We start from the raw sequence: 16138 nt of genomic DNA on the forward strand, positions 1-16138 counted from the left end.
TGGCCTTCAGGGCGATCGATTTTCTACGATTTGTCCTGCACATGGCTCGGTTGTTCGGTGGAGCACTGTTGGCTGCGGCCGCGCTCGTGGTGGGGTCGTGGGTCGGGCTCGGTAAGCCGAGCTACGAACAAGGCAGCGCGTGGGCCGAAAAAACAGGCTCCGAAGCGCTCGCTCGCACGGGTGCAGCAAAGGCCCTGGCGGTAAAGGCCGCGCCCGTCGAGACGGCGGATGGCGGCGCGGATCTTCCTTCGTCGGTGACGGAAACGGACAGTCAGCCCGACGAACGCGTGGCTCTTCCCCACGAAACGGACCCGGCGAGCGTGCCGGCGATGGAGCCTTGGCCCTCGCTGAATCCCGAAGCCGATCTGCAGAAGGCCTGGCTCCTCGCCGAGGGCCCCGCGCGAAAGCCCAAGAGTGGGCGACGCCTCGTCACCCTCACGTTCGACGACGGCCCGTTCCTCGAAACGACGCCCGCCGTCTTGAAGCTGCTCGCGCGGTACAAGGTCCACGCGACGTTCTTCGCCGTCGGGCAATACCTCGAAGGCGAGGACAAGCGCTCGCGCGTGACGCGGAATCTCCTGAAGAGGGTCGTCGACGAAGGACACCTCGTCGGCAACCACACGCTCGATCACCAGCTCCTCACGACCATCTCGCATACGCGCGTCCTCGAGCAGATCGATCGAAGCGCCGCCGCCATCGAGCGCGCCACGGGCAAGTACCCCTACCTGTTCCGGCCGCCGTATGGCCAGCTCGACGACTTCGGCCGCAAGGCCGCGCAAGAGCGCCATCTCGACTTGATGCTGTGGAGCGTCGAGGCGCGCGACATGGTCCGCGATGATCCGCAGGAGATGTTCCGCGATCTGATGGGCCAGCTCGTCTACAAGGAGGGCGGGATCGTCCTCCTCCACGACATCCGCTTCTCGTCGGTCGCCACGCTGCGCGAGCTGCTCGCCTGGCTGAAGCTCCACAAGTACGACCCGCAGAAGCCGTCACGTCCGGGCTACGAGATCGTCGATCTCCCCACGTACCTGCGCGAGACGCAGGCCGCGCCCATGCCGTACGCGAACCGCGAAGAGCTCGACAAGGCGCGCGAGCGGGCGCACGACAAGAGTCGCCCGCCGGCGGCGCCTGAGTCGAGACGCGTCAGCCGCCGTTGATCGAGTCGCAGACGTGCGCGTCTTTGCCGACGAACTTGCCCTGGCGGGCCTGGACGTCGCAATACGCGCCGCCGCGGATCTCGTCGACCATCTGCACGACCGCGGCGCTCGACCATTCGCGCGCACCGTCGAAGCGGGCGCGGATGACGCCGTTTTTGTCGATGATCCAGGTCTCGGGATAGAGGTTCGTGCCGAACTTCGAGGCGACGACCTGGCTGCCTTCCGGATCGATGAGGACCGAGAACGGCGGCTCCTCGCGGAGCACCGACTTGAGGGTGCCGGAGGCGTCTTGCGCGCTCTCGTCGGTCGAGATGGTGACGACCGCGACGTCGTCCATGGGCTTCAGGATGCGCGCGAGGTCGGCGATCTCGGGCATCTCCTGCATGCAGGGCCCGCACGTCTTCGTCCAGAAGTTGAGCACCACGACCTTGCCTCGATAGCTCGAGAGCGAAATGTCGTGTCCCTTCGTGTCCTTCAGCTTGAAGTCGGGCGCCAGGCGTTCGTAGCCGGCGTACTCCGGTCGCAGGAGGCACGTGGCGCTGCAACGACGCCGCGACTCCCCTTCTTTGGCGACGGTCACGAAGCTGAAAACGCCGACGGCCGCGACCAACACGAACGCAATGTGGGCGATCGGCGCGAGGGGGCTCTTTTCCTGGCTCACGCCGAGAGTCTGTCACACACCGCCGCATGAAAGAAGGCCAACGAGCTCGCCTTCGATCCGTTGAGCTCCACCGGGCCTTCGCGGGATCGGTTCGCTGAGCGCCCGCTGACGCGCTAAAGGGACCGCCCGTGGCTCGCCAGGCACCTCAGCACTCGTCCGACGCCAGGCTGCGCGCCTCGCTTTGGCTCGTGCTCGAGCGCTATTGGCGGCAGGTTCGAGCTCGTCCTTGGATGGCGGCGCTCGCGCTGCTCTTGCCCGGCATCGGTAACGTCTTCGTCTTCTACGTGCCACCGCTCGCAATCGCGCGCCTGCTCACGATGCTCGCACACGATGCGCAGCCGAGCGTCCAGCAGCTCGCGGGCCCCGTTCTCCTCCTCTCGGCCTCGTGGCTGGGCGGCGAAGCGCTCTGGCGCCTGTCGAGCTGGCTCTTGGCGCGCGTCGAGTTCCACGCGATCAGTGCGCTCTACATCGAGGCGATGGACGAGCTCTTCGCGAAGGACGTGGGCTTCTTCCACGAGAACTTCGCCGGGTCGCTCACGAAGCGCGTTCTGGGCTACGCGCGCCGCTTCGAAGACGTCTTCGACACGAGCGCGATGTCGATCACCGGCAACGTCCTCCCGGTGACCTTCGCGTGCGTGGTGCTGTGGCGCTTCTCGCCGTGGCTCATTCTCGTGCTGCTCTCGATGCTGGCCGTCACGTTCGTGATCGTTCGCCCGCTCGTTCGCCGCCGGCACGCGCTCGTGCGGATCCGCGAAGACGCCAGCACCGCCCTCGCCGGGCACGTGGCCGACTCGATCACCAACGCGGAGACCGTCCGCGCATTCGCGCGCGAGCCCGAAGAGGCGACCATCCACGCGAAGAACGTGCGCGACTACACCACGAAGATGCTTCGTTCGTGGGACTACCAGAACACGCGCGTCGACATCGTCACTTCGCCGCTCTACGTCGCGGCGAACACGCTCGGACTGATCGCGGCGCTCACGCTCGGGCGCGGCCACGGAATCGGCATCGAGCCCGTCTTTCTGACGTTCAGCTATTTCGCCACGGCCACCCGCGTGGTGTGGGAGTTCAACCGGATCTACCGCGTCCTCGAGACGTCTCTCACCGACGCCGCGCAGTTCACCGAGCTGCTCCTGGAGCCGCCCGCCATCGTCGACGCCAATCCGGTCGAACCGTTCAAGCCACAGGACACGAGCGTTCGGTTCGAGTCCGTTCGCTTTGCATACGGCACGCGAAAGCCGCTCTTCGACGGCTTCGGTCTGACGATCGGCGCGGGCGAGAAGGTCGGACTCGTCGGCCGCTCGGGCGGCGGAAAGACCACGCTCACTCGCCTGCTCCTCCGCTTCTCGGACATCCAGGGCGGCGCGATCACCATCGGCGGTCAGAACATCGCGCGCATCGCGCAGGCATCGCTGCGCGACTTCATCGCTGTCGTCCCCCAAGAGCCGGCGATGTTCCATCGGAGCATCACCGACAACATTCGCTTCGGCCGCCCCTCCGCGAGCGACGCCGAAGTGAGGCGCGCCGCCGAGATGGCCCATGCTTCGGAGTTCATCGAGTCGATGCCGGAGGGCTACGACACGCTCGTCGGTGAGCGCGGCGTGAAGCTCTCGGGCGGCCAGCGGCAGCGCATCGCCATCGCGCGCGCGATCCTGAAGGACGCACCGATCCTCGTGCTGGACGAAGCGACGAGCGCGCTCGATTCGGAGAGCGAAAAGCACATCCAGCAGGCGCTCTGGACGCTCATGAAAGGCCGCACCGCCATCGTCATCGCCCATCGTCTCTCGACGGTGAGGCGCATGGATCGCCTCGTCGTCCTCGAGGGCGGCCACATCGCCGAGCAAGGTCGCCACGAGGAGCTCCTCGCCTCACGCGGCCAGTATGCAGCGCTCTGGGAGCACCAATCGGGCGGCTTCCTCCAAGAGACGGTGGAGTAGCTCGGCGCGCCGTCCAGCTCAGGCGCTCGGTCGCACTTCGCAGCTCGCCACGATGCCGGCCTGCGTTCTCGGGTAAAGTCGCGGCTCCCATGAGCCACTTCATCAACGAGCGGGGCACGATCGTCACGGAGTCTCTCGACGCGGCCATCATGGGCGCGGGGGAAGGCAAGCTCGCGCGGCTCGATGGTTACCCGGCGATCAAGGTTGTCGTCCGCAAGGACTGGGACAAGTCGAAGGTCGCCGTCGTGTCCGGTGGTGGATCGGGTCACGAGCCGGCGCATGCGGGGTTCGTGGGCAAGGGCATGCTGACCGCCGCGGTCTGCGGTGAGATCTTCGCCTCGCCCAGCGTCGATGCCGTGCTCGCGGCGATCGTCGCCGTCACCGGCAAGGCCGGTTGCTTGCTCGTCGTGAAGAACTACACCGGCGATCGCCTGAATTTCGGGCTCGCCGCGGAGAAGGCCAAGGCCCTCGGCCTCGACGTCGAGATGGTGATCGTCGGCGACGACGTCGCGATCGACGGCGCAGCGCAGCCGCGCGGCATCGCCGGAACGCTCTTCGTGCACAAAGTCGCCGGCGCCCTCGCCGAGGCCTCCGCTTCGCTCGCCGAGGTGAAGCACGCGGCCGAGCGCGTCGCGCACAGCGTGGTGTCGCTCGGGCTCTCGCTTTCGTCGGTCGAATTGCCGGGTCAGCCGATCTCCGCCGCCGAGCGCGCCAAACCTCGCATCGGTGAAGGCGAAGCGGAGCTCGGGCTCGGTATCCACGGCGAGCCGGGGCGCGAGAAGATCGCCCTCGCGCCGGCCAACGTGCTGGTCGCGAAGGTCGTCGAACGGCTCGAACAGGCCCTCCGCGCGCCTCGGCATGGGCAGGTTGGTACCGCGGCGACCAGTGAGCTCGCCGTGCTCGTCAACAACCTCGGTGGCGTGTCGCCACTCGAGATGAGCGTCGTCACCCATGCCGTGCTGACCAGCTCGATCGCCAAGCGGATCGGCCTGATTTTCGGCCCCGCGCCGCTCATGACGTCGCTCGACATGAAGGGCTTTTCACTGTCGCTGCTCCCGCTCGATGCATCGCTGCGCGCTGCGCTCGAAGCCCACGTCGACATTCCGGCGTGGCCGGCTGGACGCGTCCCGGGCCCCATCTCGCTGGTCCCGGTGCCGGCCGTGATCGATCGCGTGCACTTTGCACCTTCCACGGATCCGGCCCGGCGCACGGCCCTCGCGAAGATCTGCGATCGCCTCGTGGCCATCGAGGGCGACCTCAACGGCCTCGACGCCAAAGTCGGCGACGGAGACACGGGCACGACGGTGGCGACGGCCGCCCGCGCCATCCTCGCGGACCTCGATCGGCTGCCCCTGGCGAACCCCAGCGAGCTCTGCGCGGCGCTCGCCGATCGGCTCTCGAAGGTGATGGGCGGATCGAGCGGCATCCTCCTCGCCATCTTCGCGGCCGCCATGGGAACGGCCTTCGCGGCCGGCGAGACCATGACCGTTGCCCTTCGCCGCGGCGCCGAGAGGCTCCAGGCCTACGGGGGCGCAAAGGCCGGCGACCGAACGATGCTCGACGCGCTGCTTCCGGCCATCGAGACGCTCGAAGCCGGAGGCTCGATGGCGGACGCCGCGAAGGCGGCCAAGGCGGGCGCCGAGAAAACCGCGTCGATGAAGACCGCACGGGCCGGCCGCTCGAGCTACGTGACAGGTGAGCATCTGTCGGGCGTCCCCGATCCCGGCGCCGTGGCGGTCGCCCAGGCGTTCGACGCCATCGCCCACTAGCGGCAATGCCGTTCGGATAGGCAGACAATTCACAGGAAGGTCGGAAGACCGGAAGGTTTGACTATTGCCCCGCGTAAAGCGCCAAACTCCGCTTGCTGGGGAACTGAATTGCACCAACGCCGACCGGGTGTCGCGCGCTCTGTCCGCTCTCCGCCCCAAAAACTTCCGCCCTTCCGCCCTTCCTGTGAAAAATCTCAGGTCGGATCCATCGGAGTCAGACGGATCTCTGCTTATCCGAACGGCATTGCCACTAACCGGTTCGCGTTTACACTCGCTCCGTGAAGCGCGAGCAGGTCTGGAAGAAGGTCGCCGAGACGCTCCGACAGGATTTCGGGCGTCTGCTCGACGTGCGTGACGTGCGCCGCGTAAGGCGGGTGGCCGCGGACGCGTGGGTCGTCACCGTCGTCCTCGCGGCGCCGTCGGGCGATCTCCACGTGGCCGACGTGACCGTCGAAGACTCCGGCGAGATGTCGCCGAAGCTCGGCGCCGAACACGTCATCGACGCCGTGCGACGCGAAGAGCGCGCCTCGAGCCTTCCGCAGCAGCCCGACGAGCTCGCCGACTTCGGCGGCGACGACGCCGAGACCGAGGAAGAAGCCGCGCTCGACATGCTCGAAGACGCCGCCGAGCCCATCGACGTGCGCGCCGCTGCTGCGCTGGCACGCGGCGATCAGCGCTCGCTCATCGAAGCGCGTGATCTCTTGCCGAGGCTCCTGAGCGAACACGAGCGGCGCGGCACGACGCTCCTCACCATGGCCGAAGTCGAGATGAAGCTCGGCGAGAATGCCCTCGCACGCGAGTACCTCGAAGCGGCGGCCCGCGAGTTCGCCGATCGCTTCGATCTCGATTTGCTCGAAAAGACCGCGGCCCTCGCCCTGCAGCTCCTCGGGCGTGAGAACTTTCCCGGTTCGCCGGTGCACACGCTGCTCGAGCAGAGCCGCGCGCGCCTCAAGCCGATCGCAAGCATCTTCGAGGCCCGCAGCTTCGCGCTCCTGTCCGACGATCTACGCGCCAAGCTCCAAGCGAACCTCACGTTGCGAACGCTGGCGCCCGGCGAGATGCTCGTCACCGAGGGCGAGCCTTCGCGCAACGTCTTCGTCGTGAAGAGCGGCCTGTTCGGCGTGTGGCTCGAGAAGCCTTCGGGCGGCTCGTGGCTCGTTCGGTCCTGTTTTCCGGGATGGCTTCTCGGCGAATCGAGCGTGCTCGGCGGAGACGATCCGCGCTGCACGGCCTCGCTTCGCTCGGAGCGCGTCAGCGAAGTCTGGACCTGTCCGGCTAGCGTCATGCGCGCGCTCATGGACGAAGACCTGGCCTTCGGCATCCGCATCGCCGAGACGAAGCAGCTCCACCGCATCGACTCCTTCTTCTCCATGCACGAGACGATGGGTCAGCTCGACGTGCAGGTCCGCGACGACATGCTCTCCTGCATCTTGCGCCTCGAGACATTCCAGGAAGAGACGCTCCTTCTCCCCGCCAACGAAGTGCCGGGCGTCGCCTGCCTCGTCGCACGCGGCTCGATTGCCCTCTTCGAGGACGGAAAGAACGAAACGCCCGTCGGCGAGGTCGAAGCCGACTCCTTCTACGGCGTGCGCGACGCGATCCATCGCATCGCCCCCAGCGTCACCGCCATCGCCCGCCGCGGAACCACCGTGGCCTTCTTCGAGGCCAATCGCCTGCAGAAGCTCTGCGAAGAGAGCCCCGAGCACGTCGTGGCAGTCCTCGAACGCCTCGGCTGACTCCGGCAACTTCCGACCGTCAGCGCAGCTCTGTCGAGCGAGATGCCGTGATGAGAGGCACTCCATCGTCGGCGTGGATGGTGCTCGCCTCTTTCGACCAACGATGGACGGGCGCTCGGCCCAGCGCTCTGGCCAACTTCGCGAGCGGTTCGTCGGGTTCGTCACCACCGATTCGAAGCTTCGCGATGCCGACCGCAGCTTCATTTCTGTCGATCTCCCGATCGGCTTGGATCGGTGCGTTGCTCGCGGTGAGGGTCCGTTTTCGCTCGGGCGGGAGTCGTTCGACGAATTCGGCGCACTGGTCGGCATGGACCACTTCCATTTCGACGTCGATGAGGGGGGACTTCCGCATCGGATCGATGGTCCCTCGAACGACAACGCCGTATTCACGCGAGGGAGCGGCGTCGACATCCAGCGCTCCCACGCGTGCGCCTCGGTTCGACGGATCGAAGGCAGCAAAGACGTGACGGCCGGGAGCAACATCGACGACGGCGTATTCCCCCGACGTGAGGACGGCCACGAGCCTCGCGTATTCATCGACGACGTGCACACGGTAGTACGACGACGCGGTGGGCCCGAGGTCCGCGGCGAAGACGATCGAGGCGTGATCGACACCGGGCGCGGACGGAGGCGCGGGAACTGGAATTTCGGGAAGGCGGGTCACACACGCCGTCGCGAGAACGGTCGAGGCAAGGAGCGCAGTCAGAAGACGAAGCCGGTTCCCGTCCATTTCACACCTGTCGTCGACGTTCGAGGTTGTCGTCGTTTCGAATCGGCAGATACCTCGGCTCGCTCGGACGTCACGACCGCTTCGCTGTCCGAATAGCGCCACATGAAGATGCCGAAGGCGACGAAGAGCGCTCCTGCAACCGCCATCCCGATGCCTGCGCCAAGTGCGGCTGGCGGGCGGTGGTCCCACGGCCATGCCGCGACCCCCGCGCCAGCAACGCCGGCGACGGTGCCGAGCGCGATGAACGTCGTTCCCAGCACGTCTGCCAAGGGCGTCGCGACACGCGCGTCGACGCGGACACGCGAATCGGACGACGGCAGCCTGAAAGGCTCCGACGGACTCCCCTTGCGCCCTCGGACTCGGTAGATGCCCGTCGACGGCAACGGTTGATCGCAAGGCGCCCGGCATACGAACGCCCAGACGCCCCCGTTCAGCTGTTCGACGTAAGGGAGGTCCCCTCCGAGCTCGAAGCGAACGTGGACGAGGGGATCGACGCGCGCGGCCGGTTCGGCGGCGGGCGCCTCGGTCGCTGGAGTCCGCGACTGCTCGGGGGCACCACCAACGTCGTCGGCGCTCGCGCTGCGGATGGAGACGCTCGTCGCACATGCGAACGCACACACGAACGAGACTGTCGCGATGGCCTTCATTCCGGGCGCTGCGCTAGCAACCCGTGTACCCCAAGCGCGGAACGATCGTGTCCGGTCATTCCGCTGCCCAATCCGCGCAAGCCGCGTGCGCCCCCGGTCGTGCGTGACCGAACGCTTACGTCAGGCGCGAGAATGGCGGTTCACGAGATCTCGCCTGGCATGACAGACGGATGACGGTATCGTCATTCTCGTCGACCCGACGATACCGCGAAACCACACTTCACCTCGCCGACAGCTAGCCGGCCGGCGCGCGTGAGGTTACTTGACGACCGGTGGCACCGTCGGTGCCTTCGACTCGTCCTGCACGCAGGAGTTCAAGTCGAAGAGCATGAAGATGAGCGCCTTTTCCTGGGGCGAAAGTGGGTTTAGCGCACACGAGTCGGGGAACGCCAACGTGCCGTTCTCACCGTCTTTGAACTCTTGAGCGGAGACGTGGAAATCGCTGAACACGGCCTTTCCACACTGCTTTTCAGGAGCCTCGTCCATCGGCGCGTTGAACGTGAAGTGGGGCACGGTAAGCCCGGCGACGGACGGCGGGGCGCTCGTCCAACCGTTTCGGGTATCGGCCGTAATCCAGCGCTGCGAAGGCGGGTGGTTCTCCGTTTTCACGTCGTGCCGCCAGTTGGTCACCGGCAGCTTTCCGTACGTCGTCGTCGCCTGAACGTTCTGGAGCCAATCCGCAAAAATCTTCCCCTTCGGGAAGCTCGGGTCGACCCAAATATCCTCGAGGAGTGTGGCACTCGCGCCGGCCTTGTCGGAACGATCACTCTCCTGAACGTCGAAGCTGGCCACGCTGGCGAGGGCCGCTGCGTCACCGCTCGCGTTCTTCATCCACGTATCCTGGTAGTGCGTGAAGAACGTGCGACCGCCCGCGTTCAGGTACGCGAGCATGTTCGTGCGCCACGACGCGTTGTAGCTCGCATACTCGCCGTGCTCGCACGGCAAGATCACGACGTCATGCTGCTTGAGCGTGTCGGTCGAGCCGCAGAGCGCGTCGGTGTGGGGCGTGGAGGTCGCGGCACTCGCCAGCGGGCGCCCCGCGCCATCACCGCCGCCTGCCCACGACTGGAAGTAGTGAATGCGCCCCGGACCATTCGGGAGCGTGAACTCCGAAGGATCGATACCAATCTTGAGGAGCAAGCACTCGAAAGGATCCGCCTTGCCCGTCGCGATTGCCATTTGTGGCATATCGCCGTCGGCCTGCTTGCCCGGGAGCTTGAGCGCCGCGTCGTCGAGCTTGGTGTCCGTACACGCTTCGACGTGAGGCAGCACGATCTTGCGTCGCCATTTCCCTATTTGCGCGACGACTGGAATGTTGTCGCCGGCGGGGACGTCTTTCAGGACGAAGTGCCCGGCCGAGTCGGTCAACGTCGGCGGCGCGACGGGCGCACCGCTAATGGTCTCGCACGCGGTGCACGAGTTCACTCCGGGCTCGATTGCCGCAAGCGCCGCATTCGGCACGTACACGGTGACGCCATAGAGGGCGAGGTTGCCTGCCGGCGTATAGACCGTTCCGCTGACCGTCGTCGAGCCACCGCTGGGACACTGCTGGATCTGACACGCGAGGCCGGTACACCCGCCGGCTCCACCGCCATCGCCATCACCATCACCGCCGAAAACGCCGCCTCCGCCGCCATCGGACGACGTACCGCCACCTCCCGCTCGGAACGTGGACTCGCCCGAGGAGCCGCAGGCTGCAATGAGTCCGAAACCACCAAGAATTGCAGTCGCAGTCCTAAGCACGTTCATGGGCTCAACCTGACCGAATCGACGTCGAACCACACAGGAAAACGGGCTCCACGCGAAATTCGGTCGGAGACGGGCCGGTGGTGTACGGCCGTGGCTCCCTCGCGCCCCGTCGATGTTCGCCGAGTTTTTCGAGCCCCGATCGAAGTCGTGGCTGCTACGGTCGCGGAGGAATCGACACCAACCGGTCGGTCGCGACAGCATGGTCAATCGGTCGAGAGCGCTTCGACGGGATGCAGTCGAGAAGCGAGTCGCGCGGGCACGTAGCCGAAGAGGAGGCCCACGACGGTCATGGGAAAGAAGAAACGTAAGGCCGCAATTGCGGCGTTGGAGAGTCAGGAGCAGGAACGCGTCGAGCGAACGCTCGAGGTGATCGAGCGGGCGTTCGACGGCGTGCCTCCACCAGATCACGAACATCGGACGCTACATCAGGCCGAAGCGTGGGACGTGTACAGGATCGTCGACCAGGGCGGGGACCACAACGGCCGCTGGCAGGATTTGCCTGAATCGCACATCCTCGAATGCACGCAGGCGTTCCCTCATCTCGATGAGCAGGGCATTCAATATTATCTGCCCGCGTTCATGTCACACTTCATCAGGACTCCGCGAGCCCGGGAGCAGTGGAGCTACACGAGCCTGCTCTTCACGCTGCAACCGTCCACGGGCGACCTGAAAGCCCACCAGCGACGACGGTTCTCTCTCCTCACGCACCTGCAGCGCAAAGCCATCGTGGCGTATCTCGAACACATCGAGGCGCCCGAAAAAGCGCTTCTGCCGTGGCGTCGAGTAGTGGAAGCTGGCGACGACCCGGATTGGTTTCGCGAGTTCTACGACGCGCAACTCAGTCGCACGGATTGAGTCACCGAACGGAGCTCGCGACAGATTTGCGCAGAGGCGATTCAGCGCGCGAGCTTCACGTCGAAAATGAAGTCACTGTCATAACCCCGCACGTAGATGGCATTGCCCTTCGGGATGATCTCGTCCGGCGTGGTCGACGTCTGCACCGTTTGGACCGTGGCCCCCGTGGCGCGATCGAGAACGTGCATGAACCGCGGTTCCGCCGTAAAGCCGAATCCGCACACGATTCCGCCTTCGACGACCGCGAAGTTGTAGCTTCGAGCGACGAGGGGTGCGCTCCGCCACAGCATGTCCCCGGTCGCGAGGTCAAGAGCGGTGATGTACCCCGTCTGCCCCTTTGCCTCCTTCGTGTACCCGTTCATCGCGTGCTCGACGTAAAGGACTCCGTCGGCGGCGAACGCGTAGAGCAGGTCCAGCACGACGGAGTGAGTGTCGACCGTGATGTCGGCGCGCTTCGTCCCCTCCGAGGTCGTGAGCGAGGCCGAGCCAACGACGGCCTTCCCCGCTTTGTCCGCAGGCGGCAGCCGGAAGTTCACGAGATCGAACAGCGCCGTCACCTTCTTCGCAGCGTCGAGAACCGCGACGACGCGATCTCCGTAGATCGCCACGAGGTATGGCGCGGCGTCGATCGCATGGGTAAGCCGTAGCGAGCCGTAAGCAGGCGGAACCTCGAGCGGCAGCGTCTCCTCCTTGAAGCGATGAGACACCTCGTGCTCGACGTAGACGAAGCTTCCTTTGAGATCGGCCACGATCTTCGTCGAGAGAATGCCGGGCGCCCAGAGCATGTCTCCGGGCGTCTCGACGAAGTACTCACGCGTGCGAAGGTCGTTCTTCTGAAACCACGCCTCGTTGTCGGTAATCTGGTTTTTCGTCTGCGACCGCTTCACGATCTTGGGAATTGCCGCATCCGGCAGCACCGCACGCCGCGCCAGCGTATAGACGGGCGGAGGCGCCGCCGGCGTTCGCAAGACGATCGCTTCGAGCCCTGCCTTCGCGCCCGCTTGGGCTCCGTCGATCTTCGCGCCCACCGCGTTGTACTGCGCGATGAGTACCTCGTGCTCGGGATATGAAAACGCGAGATGGCCCAAAAGGCGCTTCGCCTCGTGGAGGCGACCTGAACGTGCTGCCTCGCGCGCCCGCTCGTGCAGCGCCTTGTCGATCGGTGTCAGCGCGGCGTCGGGCCCGTCGACCGCGGCGAACGCAGGAGGCTGCGCCCCTTCCCCTCCGGCCGGCGCGTAGTTGTCGCGTGCTCCAGGCGGAGGAAGCTGCGGGAGCGATTCTCCGCTCGCTGCCGCATGCTTCGCGGCGGGCGCTCTCCCCCCATCACTTCCACCACCGGCGCATGCCGCAACGGATACTCCGACCAAAGCCAGCAGACCGATGGTTCGAACGCGCATGAGCGCATCGTACCGCGTTCCGCGCCAGCGTGTCGGCGCACGAGCCCGCCTCGTGCGCCAGCGGGGAGGGCCCGTTCCTGAGCAGCCCGACGACGGGTGCTACTTTGCGGCTTTGAGTGCGTCGCGGATCTCCATCAGGAGCTTCTCCTGCGCGCTCGGCTCGGGCGGAGGAGTCGCTTTCTTGAACTTGTTCATCGCCTTCACGATCAAGAAGATGATGAATGCCACGATGACGAAGTCGACCAGCGCTTGGATCGTCGCGCCGTAGCCGATGGCGACCTCCTTCACGAGCTCCTTGCCGTCGGCGCCAAGGGACCCGGGCTTGAGCACGATCTTCAGATCGCTGAAGTTCACCTGACCGAGAGCGATGCCGACCGGCGGCATGATGATCTTCTCGACGATCGCGGTCACCACCTTGCCGGAGGCCGCGCCGAGGACGACGGCAACGGCCAGATCGACGAAGTTGCCTTTGACTGCGAATTCTTTGAATTCCTGCAGAATACCCATGCGATCCTCCGATCAGAAGAGCGTGTAGACGAGGTTCACGGAGGCGATGGAGTCGGCCTGCAGAATCCCGGGTAGTGGCTTATTTTCGAATCGCATCGTGTACGTCGTCGCGATGGCGAGATTCTCTGCAATGTTCGATTTGATGCCGGTATCGAACACGAATCGATAGGTCCCGAAGTCCGAGAGGTTTTGCAGGTATTCGAAGCTCGCGACGAACGCGACTTCCTTGTAGAGCTTGTTGTCGTAGCCCAGGAAGGCGCGCACGTTGTGGAGTGCCTGCGTCTTGTCCAGGAGGGGCAGAGGCGCGGGCGGAGGCTCTCCAGGGGCAGCGGCCGGCGTCGGCTGAACGCGCGCGTCGTTGCGTCGGATATCGTACTGGAAGTCGTAACCGAGCTCGGCCTGCAGCCTTTGCTTCTTCGTATCGATGAAATAGTACGCAAGTCCGGGGTCGACGTTGGCCCGAAGGTCGAGCCCTTGGAATCGATCGCGGCGCGCGCTCGACTGGAGGAAGAGCGAGATATCGTCGTCGAGAAAGTAGTCGTAGCGAAGGAGACCTTGATAGTTCTCGACCGTCGTATCGACGGATTCGCCGTTCTTTCCTGCTCGTGCGAAGTTCGCGGCAGCCGCGGCGCTGAACTGGTGCTCGTCGCGGCGGAGCCGGAATTTTCCCGAAGACGTCAGCGCCACCGTGCGCGCATTGCCCGATGTGAAGAGACCGCCCGCGGCGATCGACGCTTCGGTTGCGTGCTTCGCGGCGTCTTCCGCCGGTGTCACGACCGTGGCGAAGCCGCCCTTCGCGACGTCCGTGCTTCCCTTCGTAGCGGTCTGTGCTTTCACCGTCTCCGACGGCATCGACGGGTCTTGCGCAAACGCGCTCGTCGCGGTGCCCGATGCTGCAAGCACCGTAGCCAAGAAAAGAAAACGTACCTTCTTCATCGTCCACTCCCTGACTGCTCGACGTGGAACTCGACACGACGGTTCTTGCTTCGCGCGTCGTCGGTCGTGTTGGGTTCGAGTGGTTTCTCGTCGCCGAAACCGACCGCGGAGAGACGCTCTTTGGCAATCCCGTGGTCGCTGAGCCATTTGACGACGGCCGCGGCGCGCGACGCGCTCAGGGCCTTCTTCGCCGCCTTCGCACCTCGGTCGTCCGAGTGTCCCTCGACGCGGAGATGCGCGATCTCCGAATGCGCCTTCAAGACAGCCAGAACGGCCTGCAGCACTTCCTCACTGTCCTTGCCCGCCACGATGTCGGCGCTTGCGTTCTTGAAGCGAACCTGATCGGTAATCTTGATCGAGTCGCCATCGAGAAAGGCCTTCGGACAACCATTCTTCTTCGGATCGGGATCCGACTTGCCGGCTGCGTCGGGGCACGCGTCGTTCTCGTTCGTGATTCCGTCGTGGTCACGATCCGGATCGGGACAGCCATTCGTTTTCGGGTCGGTCGTTTTCACTCCGGCCGTGGAAGGACACGCGTCTTCGACATCCAAGATTCCGTCACTGTCTTGGTCTCTGCTCGGGCATCCGTTCTGGCGAGCGTCCAGCGAGCGAGCGCCCTTCTCGGAGGGACAGGCGTCTTCGTTGTCCGGCACGCCGTCGCCATCCGCGTCGCCGGGGCAACCGTTCTTCGCCGGGTCGCTCGATGCTTGGCCCGCGACGTGCGAACACGCATCGAAAACATCGGGAATTCCGTCTGCGTCCGAGTCGGGACATCCATTCTTCGCCGGGTCATCGGACTTCGGCCCGCTTGCGAACGCACAGGCATCTTCGCTGTCCTTGATGCCATCGCCATCGCGGTCATCGTTCACTTCGGGCGCCGGCTTGGGCGCTTCCTCCGCCGGAGCGGAGTCGGGAATCCACTCGAGCGAGAGAAGTCCGCGAACTACGGGAGCGCCGTAACCGCGTGTCAAATGAGGTCCGAAACCCGCCCCGATTCGTAGATTCGCGCCGACGTCGTAGTGCGCGCCGAGCAGAATTTCGAGCGGCGTCGTACGCGCCTCGAACGCACGATCGTTCGCGGCCGTCGCTCCGAACAGCTCAGGGCCGACGAGGAGCTTGTCATCGACCATGACACCGGCACTCGCGGCATAAACGAATTGATTGCCAATCTGGCCATCGATGAAGGGCTCGTCGCGGACGCGATACATGAACCCAACGCGAGCAGCGTAAGCAAAGACCGATGCACGACCGGCGAACATGAGTTGCGGCAGCACGCGGGGCTTGCCATCGCCCGTGTATGCCTGGGGCGAGCCCGCCGGCATGAAGAGCTGTACGCCGGCAGCCATGGTCGCGGCGTCGGTCGGCCTGCCGAAGAGCCGCACGTCCGTGCTGACGCGCACGTCGCCCGCCGCAACGTCCTGCCCCGGCTGGTGGACCACGCCGTTGACGGTCACGGCGTCCCCATCTGCGTAGAGCTGGAGCGGCACACTCAGGCCGAGGCGAACGCGGTCCGCGAGGGTGACGGAAGCTCCGAGGTGAACGATGTTCTGGTTCTCGACGATCGCGGCGTTGACGCGGCCATCCGACTTGTAATCGACGAGCGAGCGATACGAGTAGTCGTTGACCAATCCGAGCGCGAGCCGCCCGTGGCCTCGGAAGTCGAGGGAGTCGAGGACGAACCATCGACTGCCGCGCTCGCTTGGATTGAATTGATTCGCCGCATACCCCGGCTGCTCTTGAGCACTCGCAGAGAACGGGACGAGCGAGACGAGCGACACACCGGCCGCGACGCCGAGTGCACGCAGATGCTTTGCCGCCATGATTCGAGATCTCTTTCGTTGAAAAGCAAGAGACGTGGATGCGTCGGTCGACGCTCACCACATCACGCGCCATCGCGCGGCCGGGCGCACAGCACGGCGCATGCCGCTACGAAGTTCCCGAGAGAGCCCGTCGTTCGGGCCAGCTTTGCTGCACCGGCGCTACACCTGTTCGTAGCGTCGCCGCGACACTCGCGCGTCGCGTGCAGCTCGGCCGTGGAACCTTGAATAGCTCACGGG

13 protein-coding genes are annotated in these 16138 nt (G+C 65.4%); 5 read left to right on the forward strand and 8 right to left on the reverse strand.

Features of this window, described 5'->3' with window-relative positions; all coding sequences use genetic code 11:
- The first annotated feature begins 41 nt into the window (after window positions 1–41).
- On the forward strand, window positions 42–1157 hold the full coding sequence (locus tag AKJ09_RS14355; protein ID WP_146647769.1) for a polysaccharide deacetylase family protein: 1116 nt from the start codon (window positions 42–44) through the stop codon (window positions 1155–1157).
- On the opposite strand, the gene AKJ09_RS14360 is transcribed toward AKJ09_RS14355, so the two are convergent.
- The gene (locus AKJ09_RS14360) at window positions 1144–1818 is read right to left on the reverse strand and encodes a TlpA family protein disulfide reductase (RefSeq protein ID WP_146647770.1); all 675 of its coding nucleotides are present in this window, start codon (window positions 1816–1818) and stop codon (window positions 1144–1146) included. The genes AKJ09_RS14355 and AKJ09_RS14360 overlap by 14 nt on opposite strands.
- A gap of 128 nt (window positions 1819–1946) precedes the next feature.
- Between AKJ09_RS14360 and AKJ09_RS14365 the strand changes: the two genes are divergently transcribed.
- The 3 genes from AKJ09_RS14365 (at window position 1947) to AKJ09_RS14375 (ending at window position 7260) form a co-directional block, all read left to right on the forward strand.
- On the forward strand, window positions 1947–3755 hold the full coding sequence (locus AKJ09_RS14365; RefSeq protein ID WP_205633708.1) for an ABC transporter ATP-binding protein: 1809 nt from the start codon (window positions 1947–1949) through the stop codon (window positions 3753–3755).
- Window positions 3756–3844: 89 nt separating this feature from the next.
- The gene (locus AKJ09_RS14370; RefSeq protein WP_146647771.1) at window positions 3845–5524 is read left to right on the forward strand and encodes a dihydroxyacetone kinase subunit DhaK; all 1680 of its coding nucleotides are present in this window, start codon (window positions 3845–3847) and stop codon (window positions 5522–5524) included.
- A 278-nt stretch (window positions 5525–5802) separates the two neighbouring features.
- Window positions 5803–7260, forward strand: coding sequence for a cyclic nucleotide-binding domain-containing protein (locus tag AKJ09_RS14375; RefSeq protein ID WP_146647772.1), 1458 nt, complete (start codon window positions 5803–5805; stop codon window positions 7258–7260).
- A gap of 19 nt (window positions 7261–7279) precedes the next feature.
- On the opposite strand, the gene AKJ09_RS14380 is transcribed toward AKJ09_RS14375, so the two are convergent.
- From AKJ09_RS14380 to AKJ09_RS14390, 3 genes are all read right to left on the reverse strand, one after another.
- Window positions 7280–7990, reverse strand: a complete 711-nt coding sequence (locus AKJ09_RS14380; RefSeq protein WP_146647773.1) for a hypothetical protein — start codon at window positions 7988–7990, stop codon at window positions 7280–7282.
- The gene (locus tag AKJ09_RS14385) at window positions 7963–8637 is read right to left on the reverse strand and encodes a hypothetical protein (protein WP_146647774.1); all 675 of its coding nucleotides are present in this window, start codon (window positions 8635–8637) and stop codon (window positions 7963–7965) included. Before AKJ09_RS14385 ends, AKJ09_RS14380 begins: the two co-directional genes overlap by 28 nt.
- A 258-nt stretch (window positions 8638–8895) precedes the next feature.
- A complete protein-coding gene (locus AKJ09_RS14390; protein ID WP_146647775.1) occupies window positions 8896–10386 on the reverse strand; it encodes a peptidase associated/transthyretin-like domain-containing protein in 1491 nt (496 codons plus the stop codon).
- 288 nt (window positions 10387–10674) lie between these two features.
- Between AKJ09_RS14390 and AKJ09_RS14395 the strand changes: the two genes are divergently transcribed.
- Complete coding sequence (locus tag AKJ09_RS14395) at window positions 10675–11241, forward strand: DUF6714 family protein (protein WP_146647776.1); 567 nt, start codon at window positions 10675–10677, stop codon at window positions 11239–11241.
- 41 nt (window positions 11242–11282) lie between these two features.
- On the opposite strand, the gene AKJ09_RS14400 is transcribed toward AKJ09_RS14395, so the two are convergent.
- From AKJ09_RS14400 to AKJ09_RS14415, 4 genes are all read right to left on the reverse strand, one after another.
- On the reverse strand, window positions 11283–12638 hold the full coding sequence (locus AKJ09_RS14400; protein WP_146647777.1) for a hypothetical protein: 1356 nt from the start codon (window positions 12636–12638) through the stop codon (window positions 11283–11285).
- Between the two features lie 99 nt (window positions 12639–12737).
- Entirely contained in the window at window positions 12738–13145 is a 408-nt protein-coding gene (mscL, locus tag AKJ09_RS14405; protein WP_169927537.1) for a large-conductance mechanosensitive channel protein MscL, read from the reverse strand.
- A 12-nt stretch (window positions 13146–13157) separates the two neighbouring features.
- The gene (locus AKJ09_RS14410; protein WP_169927538.1) at window positions 13158–14081 is read right to left on the reverse strand and encodes a DUF481 domain-containing protein; all 924 of its coding nucleotides are present in this window, start codon (window positions 14079–14081) and stop codon (window positions 13158–13160) included.
- Window positions 14078–15901 carry an OmpA family protein gene (locus AKJ09_RS14415; protein ID WP_146647779.1) on the reverse strand — a complete coding sequence of 608 codons (1824 nt, stop codon included), beginning with the start codon at window positions 15899–15901 and terminating at the stop codon, window positions 14078–14080. The genes AKJ09_RS14410 and AKJ09_RS14415 overlap by 4 nt, the downstream gene beginning before the upstream one ends.
- Window positions 15902–16138 lie beyond the last annotated feature (237 nt).

Source organism: Labilithrix luteola (genome assembly GCF_001263205.1).
Taxonomy (GTDB): Bacteria; Myxococcota_A; Polyangia; order Polyangiales; family Polyangiaceae; genus Labilithrix; species Labilithrix luteola.

Bases quoted from the DNA above. Each gene is read 5' to 3' on its own strand.
- AKJ09_RS14395 (WP_146647776.1), top strand. From the start codon at position 10,675: ATGGGAAAGAAGAAACGTAAGGCCGCAATTGCGGCGTTGGAGAGTCAG.
- AKJ09_RS14410 (WP_169927538.1), bottom strand. From the start codon at position 14,081: ATGAAGAAGGTACGTTTTCTTTTCTTGGCTACGGTGCTTGCAGCATCG.
- mscL (WP_169927537.1), bottom strand. From the start codon at position 13,145: ATGGGTATTCTGCAGGAATTCAAAGAATTCGCAGTCAAAGGCAACTTC.
- AKJ09_RS14355 (WP_146647769.1), top strand. From the start codon at position 42: ATGGCTCGGTTGTTCGGTGGAGCACTGTTGGCTGCGGCCGCGCTCGTG.
- AKJ09_RS14415 (WP_146647779.1), bottom strand. From the start codon at position 15,901: ATGGCGGCAAAGCATCTGCGTGCACTCGGCGTCGCGGCCGGTGTGTCG.
- AKJ09_RS14385 (WP_146647774.1), bottom strand. From the start codon at position 8,637: ATGAAGGCCATCGCGACAGTCTCGTTCGTGTGTGCGTTCGCATGTGCG.
- AKJ09_RS14400 (WP_146647777.1), bottom strand. From the start codon at position 12,638: ATGCGCGTTCGAACCATCGGTCTGCTGGCTTTGGTCGGAGTATCCGTT.
- AKJ09_RS14390 (WP_146647775.1), bottom strand. From the start codon at position 10,386: ATGAACGTGCTTAGGACTGCGACTGCAATTCTTGGTGGTTTCGGACTC.
- AKJ09_RS14380 (WP_146647773.1), bottom strand. From the start codon at position 7,990: ATGGACGGGAACCGGCTTCGTCTTCTGACTGCGCTCCTTGCCTCGACC.
- AKJ09_RS14370 (WP_146647771.1), top strand. From the start codon at position 3,845: ATGAGCCACTTCATCAACGAGCGGGGCACGATCGTCACGGAGTCTCTC.